This is a genomic window from Streptomyces deccanensis (genome assembly GCF_022385335.1).
GTDB lineage: Bacteria > Actinomycetota > Actinomycetes > Streptomycetales > Streptomycetaceae > Streptomyces > Streptomyces deccanensis.
On the sequence record NZ_CP092431.1, the window covers coordinates 2,662,555 to 2,675,497 of the forward strand.

Sequence of the window (12,943 nt, forward strand, 5' to 3'; positions counted from 1 at the left end):
ACTCGATGTCACTCCCCCGCGTCGGGTGCGGTGCCCGCCGCGCTGTTCAGGGCGTCGTCCGCGATGCGTTCGTGGTGGCGGATGACCTCGGCGATGATGAAGTTGAGCAGTTTCTCCGCGAACGCCGGGTCCAGTTTGGCGCTTTCGGCGAGGCCGCGCAGGCGGTTGATCTGCTGGGCCTCGCGGCCCGGGTCGGCGGCGGGCAGGTGGTGCGCGGCCTTGAGGTGGCCGACCCGCTGGGTGCACTTGAAGCGTTCGGCGAGCATGTGGACGACGGCGGCGTCGATGTTGTCGATGCTGTCGCGCAGCCGGGTGAGTTCGGCCCGGACGTCCGCGTCGACGTCGCCGGCCGGGGCGGCGCCGCTGTTCGCCTGGTTGGTGTTGCTGGTGGTCATGGTCGTCACCCTACGACGCCGTGGTTCGCGGCCCGCACCGGCTTAGAGTGGAACGTATCGGGGCGTCTTCTGGGGGTGCGGACGTGGCGAACGGCGGACCTGTCGAGCACGGCTACCCGCATCTGGACACCGTGCGGGCGTCGATCACCGCGCTGTACAAGCGGCTCTCGTACGACACGATCCAGACCTTCGCCACCAGTGTGGCCCCCGTGGACGTGGCGTTCTGCGACACCGACGATCTGTATCTGGGGGCGCAGCGGGTGGCGCGGGAGCTGGTGCGGCACTATCGGTTGCCGGACGCGCGGATGATCGTCTCGTTCCGGGAGATGACGCACGCGGCGCATGTGGAGCTGGCGGCGGGGCCGGAGTACTTCGTCGAGCTCAACGACCGTTTCCGCAGGCATCGGCGGGACATCGGGGCGGCCCTCGCGCACGAGGTGATGCACGTCTATCTGCACCGGCTGGGGCTGTCGTTTCCCGGTACGCGGGAGAACGAGATCCTGACGGACACGGCGGCGACGTATCTGGGGGCGGGGTGGCTGCTGCTGGACGCGTACCGGGAGGACGCCGCGTCGTCGCAGAAGCTGGGGTATCTGACGCCGGAGGAGTTCGGGTACGTGCTGGCCAAGCGGGCGCAGGTGTTCGGTGAGGATCCGTCGGTGTGGTTCACCAGTGCGCAGGCGTATTCCGCGTTCGCGGAGGGGCGGGTGCGGGCGCGGAGCGACGAGCGGCAGCCGCCGCTGACGGCGGCGGGGTGGGTGGGGCGGCGGCGGTATGTGCGGGATCGGCGCCATGCGTCGTCCCTGCGGTCGGCTGGGGCGGGGGGTGCGGGGGCGGGGGGTACTGAGGCCGGGGGTACGGGGGCCGGGGGTACGGGGGCCGGGGGTACGGGGGCCGGGGGTGCGGGGGCCGGGGGTGCGGGGGTCTCGTATGCGTTCACGCCGGAGGGGCGGGGGGTGGCGTTGCGGGTGTCGTTTCCCTGTCCGACGTGTCAGCAGCGGATTCGGGTGCCGGTGCGGGGGCGGGTGCGGGCTCGGTGTGGGTTGTGTCGGACGGTGTTGGAGTGTGACACGTAGGGGATGGGGGAGCTCGGTTCGCGTGAGGGGGTGGTGGGTGCGCGTGAGGGGCGGGTGCGGGTGGGTGGGGGCTTGTCGCGCAGTTCCCCGCGCCCCTGTGTGGTGGAGCCTCGGTCATGAGGTGCCGTATACCGGGGTCGGGGGGCGGGCCTCCGCCAGGAGCTTTCGAACGGTTTCGCCCGCCTCCTCTGGGGTGCGGCGGGCGTGTTTGTCGTCGGTCGGGCCCGGGTGCCAGCCCTCCATGACGGTGATGCGGCCCGCTTCCGTCTCGAAGACGCGACCGGTGACGCCGTCGCTCGCGGGGGAGCCCAGCCACACCACCAAGGGGGAGACGTTCTCGGGGGCCATGGCGTCGAAGCCGGTGTCGGGGGCGGCCATGGTCTCGGCGAAGACCGTCTCGGTCATCCTGGTGCGGGCCGCTGGGGCGATGGCGTTGACCTGGACGCCGTAGCGGGCGAGTTCCGCGGCGGCGACGAGGGTGAGGCCCACGATGCCGGCCTTGGCGGCGCTGTAGTTGCCCTGGCCGAGTGAGCCCAGCAGGCCCGCGCCGCTGCTGGTGTTGACGATGCGCGCGGTGGGGGTGCGGCCCGCTTTGGTCTCGGCGCGCCAGTGGGCGGCCGCGTGTTTCAGGGGCAGGAAGTGGCCCTTGAGGTGGACGCGGAGGACAGCGTCGAAGTCGTCCTCGTCGAGGTTGACGAGCGTCCGGTCGCGCAGGAAGCCGGCGTTGTTGACGAGGGTGTCGAGGCGGCCGTAGGTGTCCAGGGCGGTGCGGATCAGGGAGGCGGCGCCGTCGGACGTGGCGATGTCACCGCCGTGTGCGACCGCTTCCCCTCCCTGGGCGCGGATCTCCTCGACGACCCGGGCGGCGGGGCTGTCGGGGTCGGGGGTGCCGTCGAGTCCGACGCCGAGGTCGTTGACGACCACGCGGGCGCCCTCGGCGGCGTACGCGAGCGCGTGCGCGCGCCCGAGGCCGCGGCCCGCGCCGGTCACGACAACCACGCGCCCTTCGCAGAGCCGCGCCGGGCGGTGCCGGTGTGTGCCGCTCATGGTGGTTCTCCTTCGTCGGTGTGGGCCGTCGCCGCGTCCAGGAAGGCGGGTCGTTCGCCGCCGCCGTGGACGAGGAGGGAGGCACCGGTGATGTAGGCGGCCGCGTCGGAGGCGAGGAATACCGCCGCGTCGCCGATGTCGGAGGGGGCGGCGAGGCGGCCCAGCGGGACGGTGCGGGCGACGGCGGCGACACCGGCGTCGTCGCCGTAGTGGAGGTGGGAGAGCTCGGTGCGGACCATGCCGAGGACGAGGGTGTTGACCCGGATCTCCGGGGCCCACTCCACGGCCATGGAGCGGGCGAGGTGTTCCAGGCCCGCCTTGGCGGCGCCGTAGGCGGCCGAGCCGGGTGAGGGGCGGCTGCCGCTGACGCTGCCGATCATCACGATCGCGCCCCGGGTCCGGCGCAGATGCGCGTGGGCGGCGAGGGAGACGGTCAGCGGGGCGGTGAGGTTGAGTTCGAGCACGCGCGCGTGGCGGCGGGCGTCGGCCTCGGTGAGCGGGCGGTAGGGGGTGCCGCCGGCGTTGTTGACGAGGACGTCCACGCGGGGCAGTTCGGCGAAGAAGCGGTGCGCCGCGTCGGGGTCGCGGACGTCCAGCGGTATGAACTCGGCGCCCTTGAGGGGAACTTCGGGCGGTCTGCGGGCGCAGGTCACGACGTCGGCGCCGGCTTCGGTGAACGCGCGGGCGATGCCGGCGCCGACGCCGCGCGTGCCGCCGGTGACGACGGCGACCTTTCCGTTGAGCCGCATCCGCTGCTACCTTCCGCAGAAGAGACGCACCAAACAAACGTTAGGTGGAAGGTAGCTGATGCTCCGATGAGTGTCTCCACCTCGTCCCCGGAAAAGGGGATTTCCGTCGTCACGGTCGACTTCCCGCCGGTGAACGCGCTGCCGGTGCGCGGCTGGTTCGAGCTGGCGGAGGCCGTGCGCGGCGCGGGGCGCGATCCGGAGGTGCGGTGTGTCGTGCTGGGTGCGGAGGGGCGCGGGTTCAACGCCGGGGTGGACATCAAGGAGATCCAGGCGGTGGGGCAGAGCGCGTTGATCGGCGCCAACCACGGGTGCGCGGAGGCCTTCGCGGCGGTGTACGAGTGCGAGGTGCCGGTGGTCGCCGCCGTGCAGGGGTTCTGTCTGGGCGGTGGGATCGGGCTGGTGGGGAACGCGGACGCGATCGTGGCGAGCCAGGACGCGACCTTCGGGCTGCCGGAGCTGGACCGGGGCGCGCTGGGTGCGGCGACGCATCTGGCCCGGCTGGTGCCCCGGCATCTGATGCGCGCGCTGTACTACACCTCGCGTACGGCGACTGCCGCGGAGCTTCGCGCGCACGGCTCGGTGTGGCGGGTCGTACCGCGTGCCGAACTTCCCTCGGCCGCGCTGGAGTTGGCCCGGGAGATCGCCGCGAAGGACGGCCGCCTGCTGCGCCTGGCCAAGGCCGCCATCAACGGCATCGACCCCGTCGACGTCCGCCGCAGCTACCGCTTCGAACAGGGCTTCACCTTCGAGGCGAACCTCAGCGGACTGGCGGACGAGATCCGCGACCGGTTCGGGACGGCGGGAGGGACTGGGACTGCGGGTAAGGCCGGGACGGCCGGCGCGGCCAAGGCACGCCCGCCGACCGAGCGGCGGGGCGCGGCAGAGGGAAGGGGCTCGGTGGAGGGAAGCGGCGCGGTGGAGGGGGACCCGGGTGAGTGACAAGACCATGACCGCCGATGAGGCCGCCTCGCGGCTGGTGGGTGGGATGACGGTCGGGATCGGCGGCTGGGGGTCGCGCCGGAAGCCGATGGCCCTGGTGAGGGCGGTGCTCCGGGCCGGGATCGGCGATCTCACCGTCGTCTCGTGCGGCGGTCCGGACGTCGGCATGCTCGCCGCCGCCGGACGGATCAGGAAACTGGTCGCCCCCTTCGCCACCCTGGACTCCATCCCCCTCGAACCCCATTTCCGCGCGGCGCGCGAGCGGGGCGCGTTCGAGCTGATGGAGGTGGACGAGGCGATGTTCCTGTGGGGCCTGCGGGCCGCCGCGTACCGGCTGCCCTTCCTGCCCGTGCGGGCGGGCATCGGTTCGGACGTGATGCGGGTCAACCCCGGCCTGCGGACGGTCACCTCGCCGTACGACGACGGCGAGACCTTCGTCGCCATGCCCGCCCTGCGCCTCGACGCCGCGTTCGTGCACGTCAACCGGGCCGACCGCCGGGGCAACGGCCAGTATCTGGGCCCGGACCCGTACTTCGACGACCTGTTCTGCGAGGCGGCCGACACGGCGTACGTCTCCTGCGAACGGATCGTGGACACGGCCGAGTTGACGAAGGAGGCGGCTCCGCAGACGCTGCTGGTCGGCCGCCATGTGGTCACGGGTGTGATCGAGGCGCCGAACGGCGCGCACTTCACCTCCTGCGCCCCCGACCACGGCCGGGACGAGGCCTTCCAGAGGATGTACGCGACCACGCCCTGGGAGGACTTCGCCGAGCGGTTCCTCTCCGGCGACGAGCCCGCCTACCAGTCGGCCGTACGGACCTGGCAGAAGGAGGGCTCGTGAACGAGGGGCCGATGAGCGGAGCGACGCACGGAACGACGAGCGGAACGGCGAGTGGAGCGACGCGCGCCGAGTACTGCGTGATCGCCTGCGCCGAGGCCTGGCGCGGGGCCGGGGAGATCCTCGCCAGTCCGATGGGGCTGATCCCGTCGCTGGGCGCACGCCTCGCCAGGCGGACCTTCTCGCCGGACCTGCTGCTGACCGACGGCGAGGCGCTGCTCGTCGACCTCGACGGCACCGTGGAGGGCTGGCTGCCCTACCGTCGGCATCTGGACCTGGTCACCGGCGGCCGGCGGCACGTGATGATGGGCGCGAGCCAGATCGACCGGTACGGCAATCAGAACATCTCCTGCGTCGGCGACTGGGCGAGGCCGAGGCGGCAGTTGCTGGGGGTGCGGGGAGCGCCGGTCAACACCTTGAACAACCCGACCAGTTACTGGGTTCCGAAGCACTCCCGGCGGGTGTTCGTCGAGGCGGTCGACATGGTGTGCGGGGTGGGTCACGACCGCGTGGCCGCGCATCCGGCCGCCGCCCGCTTCCACCACCTGCCGCGTGTGGTGTCCGACCTCGGGGTGTTCGACTTCGCGACACCGGACCGCGCGATGCGGCTGGCCTCGCTGCACCCCGGGGTCACCGTCGAGGAGGTCGCGGAGGCGACGGGCTTCGCGCTCGCCGTCCCGGACGAGGTGCCGTACACGCGGGACCCGACGGCGGAGGAGCTGCGGTTGATCCGTGAGGTGATCGACCCGGCGGGCAGCCGCGACCGTGAGGTCCGGGGCTGATGGAGACGGCGCTGACCCGGCTCGTCGGCGTCCGCCACCCGGTCGTGCAGACCGGTATGGGCTGGGTGGCCGGTCCCCGGCTGGTCTCCGCCGCGGCGAACGCGGGGGCGCTCGGCATCCTGGCCTCCGCGACGATGACACCGGCGCGGCTCCGGGACGCCGTACGGGAGGTGCGGTCGCGCACGGACGCGCCGTTCGGGGTGAATCTGCGGGCCGACGCGGGCGACGCGCGGGAGAGGGTGCGGATCCTCGTGGAGGAGGGCGTCCGGGTGGCGTCGTTCGCGCTCGCGCCGTCCAGGGAGCTGATCGCCGAGCTCAAGGACGCGGGGGTGGTGGTGATCCCGTCCGTGGGCGCCCGGCGGCACGCCGAGAAGGTGGCGGCGTGGGGGGCGGACGCGGTGGTCGTGCAGGGCGGCGAGGGCGGCGGACACACCGGGGAGGTGGCCACGACCGTGCTGCTGCCGCAGGTCGTGGACGCCGTCGACATTCCCGTGGTGGCCGCCGGCGGTTTCCACGACGGGCGGGGGCTGGTGGCCGCGCTGGCGTTCGGGGCCGCCGGGGTGGCGATGGGCACGCGGTTCCTGCTCACCTCGGACTCGACGGTGCCCGACGCGGTGAAGGCCCGTTATCTGGCGGCGACCGTCAAGGACGTCACGGTGACGCGGGCCGTGGACGGGCTGCCGCACCGCATGCTCCGCACGGAGTTCGTGAGCGCGCTGGAGGCGTCCGGACGGGCGCGCGCCCTGCTGCGCGCCGTACGCCACGCGGCGGGCTTCCGGCGGCTGTCCGGGCTCACCTGGCGCGCCATGGTCCGCGACGGCCTCGCGCTGCGGCACGGCAAGGACCTCGCCTGGAGTCAGGTCCTGCTCGCCGCGAACACGCCCATGCTGCTCAGGTCCGCGCTGGTGGACGGCCGTACGGACCTGGGGGTGATGGCGGCCGGGCAGGTCACCGGGGTGATCGACGACCTGCCGTCGTGCGCGGAGCTGGTGGACCGGATCATGGCGGAGGCGGACGAGGTGCTGCGGCGGCTCACAGTCGTTCGATGATCGTCACGTTGGCCTGCCCGCCCCCCTCGCACATCGTCTGGAGCCCGTACCGGCCGCCCGTGCGCTCCAGTTCGTGCAGGAGGGTCGTCATGAGCTTGGCGCCGGTCGCGCCGAGGGGGTGGCCGAGGGCGATCGCGCCGCCGTTGACGTTGACCTTCTCCGGGTCGGCGCCCGTCTCCTTCAGCCATGCCAGGACGACCGGTGCGAAGGCCTCGTTGATCTCCACGAGGTCGATCGCGTCGAGGGTGAGGCCGGACTTCTTCAGGGCGTACGCCGTCGCCGGTATCGGGGCGGTGAGCATCCGTATGGGGTCCTCACCGCGTACGGAGAGGTGGTGCACGCGGGCGCGCGGGGTCAACCCGTGCTCCCGTACGGCGCGTTCGGAGGCGAGCAGGAGCGCGGCGGCGCCGTCGGAGACCTGGGAGGAGCAGGCGGCGGTGACGGTGCCGCCGTCGATGACGGGCTTCAGCGCGGCCATCTTCTCCAGCGTGGTGTCGCGGCGCGGCCCCTCGTCGACGGTGACGTCACCGTACGGCTCGGTCTCGCGCGCGAAGCGGCCCTCGTCGACGGCCCGTACCGCGCGCCGGTGCGAGCGCAGCGCGTACTCCTCCTGGTCGCGTCGGCTGATGCCCCACTTCGCGGCGATCATCTCGGCGCCGGCGAACTGGTTCACCGGCCGGTCGCCGTAGCGGGCCCGCCAGCCCTCGCTGCCCGCGAAGGGGCCGTCCGTGAGTCCGAGGGGGACGGCGGCCTGGCGGGAGGCGAAGGCGATGGGGATCATCGTCATGTTCTGGACGCCGCCCGCGACCACCAGGTCCTGGGTGCCGGAGAGCACCGCCTGCGCGGCGAAGTGCACGGCCTGTTGCGAGGAGCCGCACTGCCGGTCGACGGTGGTGCCCGGTACCTCCTCGGGCAGCCCGGCGGCCAGCCAACTGGTGCGGGCGATGTCACCGGCCTGCGGGCCGACGGTGTCCAGGCAGCCGAAGACGACGTCCTCCACGGCGGCCGGGTCCACGCCGGCGCGTGCGACGAGCGCCCTTAGGACATGGGCGCCGAGGTCGGCCGGATGGACCTGGCCGAGCCCTCCTCCGCGCCGCCCCACGGGCGTGCGGACTGCTTCGACGATGTAGGCCTCGGCCATGGCAACTCCCTTGTTGTCAAAGGTTGTTCACCGCATGTGCGTCAGGGCTGGGGCTCCGCGCGTACGGCGATCCCCTCCAGGACCATCGACAGGTACTGGCGGGCGATCTCCTCCGGGCCGAGTCGTCCGCCGGGCCGGTACCAGGAGGCGGCGACCCACACCGTGTCGCGCACGAACCGGTAGGTGAGCCTGGTGTCGAGGTCGGCCCGGAACTCCTCGGCGGCCACGCCGCGTTCCAGCGTGGTCAGCCATGCCTTCTCGAACTTGCGCTGTGACGCGTCGAGGAACTGGAACCGGTCCTGCGCGACCAGTTTCTTGGCCTCGTTCTGGTAGATCGCGACGGCGGCGCGGTGCCGGTCGATGGCGCGGAACGACTCGACGACCAGGGCCTCGAAGGTCTCCCGGGGGCGCAGTTCGGCGTCCAGGACGGCGTCGTAGCCCTCCCAGAGTTCGTCGAGGAAGGTCCGCAGGATCTCCTCCAGCATCGCGTCCTTGGACTCGAAGTAGTAGTAGAGGCTGCCCGCGAGCATGCCGACGTCGTCCGCGATCCTGCGGACGGTGGTGGCGTTGTAGCCCAGGTCGGCGAAGACCGTCGCGGCCCGGTCGAGGAGTTCCCGACGGCGGGCGGGCGCGGCGGGGGGCTTGTCGCCGGCGGTCGTCGTGGGCTTCTTCTTGGTCGGCACGCTGTTCCTCGTCCTCACGGGTGCTGGTTGCTGACGGAGACGATCTCACCCGTCAGGTACGAGGAGTAGCCGGACGCGAGGAAGACGATCACGTTGGCCACCTCCCAGGGTTCGGCGTACCGCCCGAGGGCCTCGCGTGCGGTCAGTTCCTCCAGCAGTTCCGGGGTGGTGACCTTCGCGAGGTGCGGGTGCATGGCGAGGCTCGGCGACACGGCGTTGACCCGGACCCCGTACGCGGCCGCCTCGATCGCGGCGCACCTGGTCAGGGCCATGACGCCGGCCTTCGCCGCGGCGTAGTGCGCCTGGCCGGCCTGGGCGCGCCAGCCGACGACGGAGGCGTTGTTGACGATCACGCCGGTCCCGGTTTCCCGCATGAGTCGCAGGGCGGCCCGGGTGCAGCGGAAGGTGCCGTTGAGTGTCACGTCCAGCACCCTGGACCACTGTTCGTCGGTCATGTCGACGAGGTCCGAGGTGCCGCCCAGGCCGGCGTTGTTGACGACGATGTCGAGCCGTCCGTGCAGCCGGGCCGCCGCTTCGAACAGGGCCCTCACCTGGTCGTCGTTCGTGACGTCGCAGGGCACCGCGCGGACGGAGTCCGCCCCGAACTCAGCGACCAGCTCGGTCTTGTACTCCTTGAGCCTGCGCGTGTGGGCGTCGCTGATCAGTACGCGCGCGCCCTCCTCCAGGAAGCGTCGCGCGGTGGCTCCGCCGATGCCCGCGCCGGCCGCCGCGGTGATCACGGCGGTCCGTCCGGCGAGCAGACCGTGGCCGGGGACGTACGTCGGAGGGTCGACGTTCTTCATGCGGGCACGCTAACCTACCAAACACTTGTTAGGGAAGGAGCAGCGCTCCATGGACCTCGCCCGTTCCCCCGCCGACGAGGCCTTCCGCGCCGAGGCCCGCGCCTGGCTGCGCGCCCATGTCCCGTCGGAGCCGCTGCCCTCCCTGGAGACCGAGGAGGGCTTCGCCGCACACCGCGCCTGGGAGGCCGAACTGGCCGCCGACCGCTGGTCGGTGGTGCACTGGCCGACCGCGTACGGCGGCCGCGACGCGGGCCTGCCGCGCTGGCTGGTCTTCGAGGAGGAGTACTACGCGGCGGGCGCCCCGGGCCGCGTCGGGCAGAACGGCGTCAACCTCCTCGCCCCGACCCTCTTCGACCACGGCACGGAGGAGCAACGGGCGCGCGTGCTGCCGCCCATGGCCTGCGGCGAGGTGGTGTGGGCCCAGGCGTGGTCGGAGCCCGAGGCCGGGTCCGACCTGGCCTCGCTCACCTCCCGGGCCGTGCGCACGGCCGGGGGCTGGCTGCTGACGGGGCAGAAGACCTGGTCGTCCCGGGCGGCGTTCGCGGACCGGGCGTTCGGCCTGTTCCGCAGCGAGCCCGGGACCGCCCGGCCCCACCAGGGGCTCACGTACCTCATGTTCGACCTGCGCGCCCCCGGTGTGACGGTCCGCCCGATCGGCCGCCTCGACGGCAGGCCCGCGTTCGCCGAACTCTTCCTCGACGACGTGTTCGTGCCGGACGAGGACGTCATCGGCGCGCCCGGCCAGGGCTGGCGCGTCGCGATGTCGACCGCCGGCAACGAACGCGGTCTGACGCTCCGCTCCCCGGGCCGCTTCCTGGCCGCCGCGGACCGGCTGCTCGGCCTCTGGCAGGAGCGGGGGAGCCCGGCGTCCGCGCGCGACGCGGTGGCCGACGCGTTGATCGGCGCCCGCGCCTACGAGCTGTTCACCCACGCGGCCGCCTCCCGCTTCCTTCAGGGCACGCCGATCGGCCCCGAGGCCAGCCTGAACAAGGTCTTCTGGTCCGAGTACGACATCGCCCTGCACGAGACGGCGCTCGACCTGCTCGGCGAGGAGGGCGAGGCGGCGGACACCGGCTGGTCCGAGGGGTACGTCTTCTCCCTCGCCGGCCCGATCTACGCCGGCACCAACGAGATCCAGCGCGACATCATCGCCGAACGCCTCCTCGGCCTGCCGAAGGGCCGCCGCTGACGCGCGACGACGTCCGTCCGAGGGGCCGTCGCGGTCGCGGGGCCTCCACCTCATCTCGACCCCAAGGGCCACCGCCCGACGCGTGGCCCCCTCCCGAACCGAAGGGGCCGCCTCCGATGCGCTTCCTCCTGGACACCGAGCAGCGGGCGTTCGCCGAGTCGCTGGACGCCATGCTGACGGCCGCCGGCACACCCGCCGTCGCACGGGCCTGGGGGCGCGGGGAGCACGCGGTGGGGCGTGCGGTGTGGGCGCGTCTCGCGGAAGCGGGCGTCTTCGCGCTGGCGGCGCCGGAGGCGTACGAGGGGGTCGGTCCGCTCCCCGTCGAACTGGCCGTCGCCTTCGTGGAGCTGGGTCGGCACGCCGTTCCGGGCCCGCTCGTGGAGACGGTGACGGCGACGGTCCTCCTGGCCGGCCTGGACGACCCGGGCCCGGCCGAGCGCCTGCTCCCGGCGCTGGTGTCGGGGAAGGCGATGGCCACGGTGGCGCCGGCGCCGGGGTCGTACGCGCTGGACGGGGACGCGGCGGAGACCCGCCTGTCCCTCGACCCGGCGGCAGGCGGACTGCGCCTCGCCCCCGGCCACGGCCCCGTGCGCCCCTCCCTGGACCCGGCCCGCCGTCTGACCCACCTCTCCCCCGGCGGCGAACTCCTCGCCCCCCACGCGCCCCTCCCCCACGCCCTCACCTGGGCCCGTCTCGCGGTGGCCGCCCAGGCGCTGGGCGTCGGGCTGTCCCTCCTGGACAGGACGGTGGCGTACGTCAGGCAGCGCAAGCAGTTCGGTGTGTCCGTGGGGTCGTTCCAGGCGGTGAAACACCGGCTGGCGGACGCCAAGGTGGCCCTGGAGTTCGCGCGCCCGCTGGTGTTCGGGGCAGCGGTCACCCTGGACCCGGTGGACGCGGCGGCGGCCAAGGTGACGGCGTGCGAGGCGGCGTACACGACCGCGCGCACGGCGCTGCAACTGCACGGCGCGATCGGCTACACGGCGGAGTACGACCTCTCCCTCTGGCTGACCAAGGCCCGCGCCCTGCGAACCGCGTGGGGCGCTCCGGCCGAGTGCCGGGACATGGTCCTCAGCGGTGGCGGCCGCCGGCGGTGACCTCCCGTCGCTGCGCGACCTACGGCTCGGGATCGGGCCTCCCCTCACCACCCCTCCCCATCGTTCGCTATTTTGTTCGCCGCCGTCCTCACCGGCTCGTCATCAGCCCCGCACCCACAAGGAGCCGGCCGTGGAACCCGAGTCCCCGTCGTCGTCCGAGCCCGCCGTCACCACCTGCTACCGCCACCCGAAAGTGGAGTCGTACGTCCGCTGCACCCGCTGCGAGCGGTTCATCTGCCCCGACTGCATGCGCGACGCGGCCGTGGGCCACCAGTGTCCGGAGTGCGTGCAGGAGGGCGCGCGTACGGTTCGTCAGGCCCGCACGGCCTTCGGCGGCCGGATCTCGGCGGTCCCGCTGGTGACGTACGTCCTGATCGGCCTTAACGTCGTGGCCTACGTCGCCGAACTGCTCCGCCCGTCGATCGTCGACGACTTCGCGATGCTGGGCCGGGGCCTCGCCGGCCCGGACGGACTGCACTACGTCTGGCAGAGCGCCTACCCGGCCGACTTCCACCTCGAAGGCGTGATCGACGGCGAGTGGTACCGCCTGCTCACCGGCGCCTTCCTCCACATCCCGCCCACCGACGGCACGTTCGGCATCCTGCACATCGTGATGAACATGGTCACGCTGTGGAACGTGGGCCGGGTGGTGGAGGCCCAGCTCGGCCGGGCCCGCTATCTGAGCCTGTACCTCCTGTCGGCCCTCGGCGGCTCCGTCCTGGTCCTCCTCCTCGCCCCCGACGCCCGCACGGTCGGCGCCTCCGGCGCGATCTTCGGCGTCTGCACGGCGTACTACGTCCTGGCCCGCCGCCTCGGCGCCGACCCGGCGGGCATCAACCGCTTCATGGCGGGCCTCCTGATCTGGCTGGTCATCTCCGCGGTCGTGACGTCCTGGCAGGGCCACCTCGGCGGCCTCCTGACCGGCGGCCTGATCGCCCTGGGCTTCGCGTACGCACCCCGGGATCGGCGGCGGGTGCTGGTGCAGGCGGGGGTGTGCGCGGGGGTGCTGGCGCTGCTGGCGGTGCTGGCCCTGGCGAAGGCGGCGGCGATGACGGGCTGAGGCCCTCAGCCGGTACATGCGACGGCGCCTGCCCGGTAGTCCGGTCGGGGACTGGTGGGCAGGCGCCGTCTGTGTTCCGTACGCCGTTGTACGGGACG

Annotated in this window: 14 protein-coding genes; 8 read left to right on the forward strand and 6 right to left on the reverse strand. The window is 72.9% G+C overall.

The window, feature by feature from the left end; genetic code table 11:
* Positions 1-8 precede the first annotated feature (8 nt).
* Positions 9-395, reverse strand: a complete 387-nt coding sequence (locus L3078_RS11895) for a chorismate mutase (protein ID WP_239753409.1) — start codon at positions 393-395, stop codon at positions 9-11.
* Between the two features lie 83 nt (positions 396-478).
* Here L3078_RS11895 and L3078_RS11900 point away from each other — a divergent pair, with 83 nt between their 5' ends.
* Positions 479-1,471, forward strand: coding sequence for a hypothetical protein (locus L3078_RS11900; protein WP_239753410.1), 993 nt, complete (start codon positions 479-481; stop codon positions 1,469-1,471).
* Between the two features lie 114 nt (positions 1,472-1,585).
* Here L3078_RS11900 and L3078_RS11905 read toward each other — a convergent pair whose 3' ends face one another.
* Together L3078_RS11905 and L3078_RS11910 are read right to left on the reverse strand one after the other, a co-directional pair.
* Positions 1,586-2,518 carry an SDR family oxidoreductase gene (locus tag L3078_RS11905; RefSeq protein WP_239753411.1) on the reverse strand — a complete coding sequence of 311 codons (933 nt, stop codon included), beginning with the start codon at positions 2,516-2,518 and terminating at the stop codon, positions 1,586-1,588.
* Entirely contained in the window at positions 2,515-3,267 is a 753-nt protein-coding gene (locus tag L3078_RS11910; protein WP_239753412.1) for an SDR family oxidoreductase, read from the reverse strand. The genes L3078_RS11905 and L3078_RS11910 overlap by 4 nt, the downstream gene beginning before the upstream one ends.
* Before the next feature lie 66 nt (positions 3,268-3,333).
* Between L3078_RS11910 and L3078_RS11915 the strand changes: the two genes are divergently transcribed.
* From L3078_RS11915 to L3078_RS11930, 4 genes are read left to right on the forward strand one after another with little or no spacing between them, the layout of a single operon-like run.
* Positions 3,334-4,206, forward strand: a complete 873-nt coding sequence (locus L3078_RS11915) for an enoyl-CoA hydratase family protein (protein ID WP_239753413.1) — start codon at positions 3,334-3,336, stop codon at positions 4,204-4,206.
* Positions 4,199-5,047, forward strand: a complete 849-nt coding sequence (locus L3078_RS11920) for a CoA transferase subunit A (protein ID WP_239753414.1) — start codon at positions 4,199-4,201, stop codon at positions 5,045-5,047. The genes L3078_RS11915 and L3078_RS11920 overlap by 8 nt, the downstream gene beginning before the upstream one ends.
* Before the next feature lie 11 nt (positions 5,048-5,058).
* On the forward strand, positions 5,059-5,826 hold the full coding sequence (locus L3078_RS11925) for a CoA-transferase subunit beta (protein WP_239760285.1): 768 nt from the start codon (positions 5,059-5,061) through the stop codon (positions 5,824-5,826).
* Positions 5,826-6,875, forward strand: coding sequence for an NAD(P)H-dependent flavin oxidoreductase (locus L3078_RS11930; RefSeq protein ID WP_239753415.1), 1,050 nt, complete (start codon positions 5,826-5,828; stop codon positions 6,873-6,875). The genes L3078_RS11925 and L3078_RS11930 overlap by 1 nt, the downstream gene beginning before the upstream one ends.
* On the opposite strand, the gene L3078_RS11935 is transcribed toward L3078_RS11930, so the two are convergent.
* From L3078_RS11935 to L3078_RS11945, 3 genes are read right to left on the reverse strand one after another with little or no spacing between them, the layout of a single operon-like run.
* On the reverse strand, positions 6,859-8,016 hold the full coding sequence (locus L3078_RS11935) for an acetyl-CoA C-acetyltransferase (RefSeq protein WP_239753416.1): 1,158 nt from the start codon (positions 8,014-8,016) through the stop codon (positions 6,859-6,861). The two genes, L3078_RS11930 and L3078_RS11935, sit on opposite strands and share 17 nt — an antisense overlap.
* Positions 8,017-8,057: 41 nt before the next feature.
* The gene (locus tag L3078_RS11940; RefSeq protein ID WP_239753417.1) at positions 8,058-8,699 is read right to left on the reverse strand and encodes a TetR/AcrR family transcriptional regulator; all 642 of its coding nucleotides are present in this window, start codon (positions 8,697-8,699) and stop codon (positions 8,058-8,060) included.
* A 14-nt stretch (positions 8,700-8,713) separates the two neighbouring features.
* Entirely contained in the window at positions 8,714-9,502 is a 789-nt protein-coding gene (locus L3078_RS11945) for an SDR family oxidoreductase (protein ID WP_239753418.1), read from the reverse strand.
* 49 nt (positions 9,503-9,551) lie between these two features.
* Here L3078_RS11945 and L3078_RS11950 point away from each other — a divergent pair, with 49 nt between their 5' ends.
* The 3 genes from L3078_RS11950 to L3078_RS11960 all read left to right on the forward strand — a co-directional run bounded on the left by L3078_RS11950 (position 9,552) and on the right by L3078_RS11960 (position 12,845).
* Positions 9,552-10,691, forward strand: coding sequence for an acyl-CoA dehydrogenase family protein (locus tag L3078_RS11950; RefSeq protein ID WP_239753419.1), 1,140 nt, complete (start codon positions 9,552-9,554; stop codon positions 10,689-10,691).
* 116 nt (positions 10,692-10,807) lie between these two features.
* Positions 10,808-11,785 (forward strand): acyl-CoA dehydrogenase family protein, encoded by a 978-nt coding sequence (locus L3078_RS11955; protein ID WP_239753420.1) that lies wholly within the window; start codon positions 10,808-10,810, stop codon positions 11,783-11,785.
* A 130-nt stretch (positions 11,786-11,915) separates the two neighbouring features.
* Complete coding sequence (locus tag L3078_RS11960) at positions 11,916-12,845, forward strand: rhomboid family intramembrane serine protease (RefSeq protein ID WP_239753421.1); 930 nt, start codon at positions 11,916-11,918, stop codon at positions 12,843-12,845.
* Positions 12,846-12,943 lie beyond the last annotated feature (98 nt).

Bases quoted from the DNA above. Each gene is read 5' to 3' on its own strand.
- L3078_RS11955 (WP_239753420.1), top strand. From the start codon at position 10,808: ATGCGCTTCCTCCTGGACACCGAGCAGCGGGCGTTCGCCGAGTCGCTG.
- L3078_RS11915 (WP_239753413.1), top strand. From the start codon at position 3,334: ATGAGTGTCTCCACCTCGTCCCCGGAAAAGGGGATTTCCGTCGTCACG.
- L3078_RS11935 (WP_239753416.1), bottom strand. From the start codon at position 8,016: ATGGCCGAGGCCTACATCGTCGAAGCAGTCCGCACGCCCGTGGGGCGG.
- L3078_RS11950 (WP_239753419.1), top strand. From the start codon at position 9,552: ATGGACCTCGCCCGTTCCCCCGCCGACGAGGCCTTCCGCGCCGAGGCC.
- L3078_RS11945 (WP_239753418.1), bottom strand. From the start codon at position 9,502: ATGAAGAACGTCGACCCTCCGACGTACGTCCCCGGCCACGGTCTGCTC.
- L3078_RS11895 (WP_239753409.1), bottom strand. From the start codon at position 395: ATGACCACCAGCAACACCAACCAGGCGAACAGCGGCGCCGCCCCGGCC.
- L3078_RS11910 (WP_239753412.1), bottom strand. From the start codon at position 3,267: ATGCGGCTCAACGGAAAGGTCGCCGTCGTCACCGGCGGCACGCGCGGC.
- L3078_RS11905 (WP_239753411.1), bottom strand. From the start codon at position 2,518: ATGAGCGGCACACACCGGCACCGCCCGGCGCGGCTCTGCGAAGGGCGC.
- L3078_RS11930 (WP_239753415.1), top strand. From the start codon at position 5,826: ATGGAGACGGCGCTGACCCGGCTCGTCGGCGTCCGCCACCCGGTCGTG.
- L3078_RS11925 (WP_239760285.1), top strand. From the start codon at position 5,059: ATGAGCGGAGCGACGCACGGAACGACGAGCGGAACGGCGAGTGGAGCG.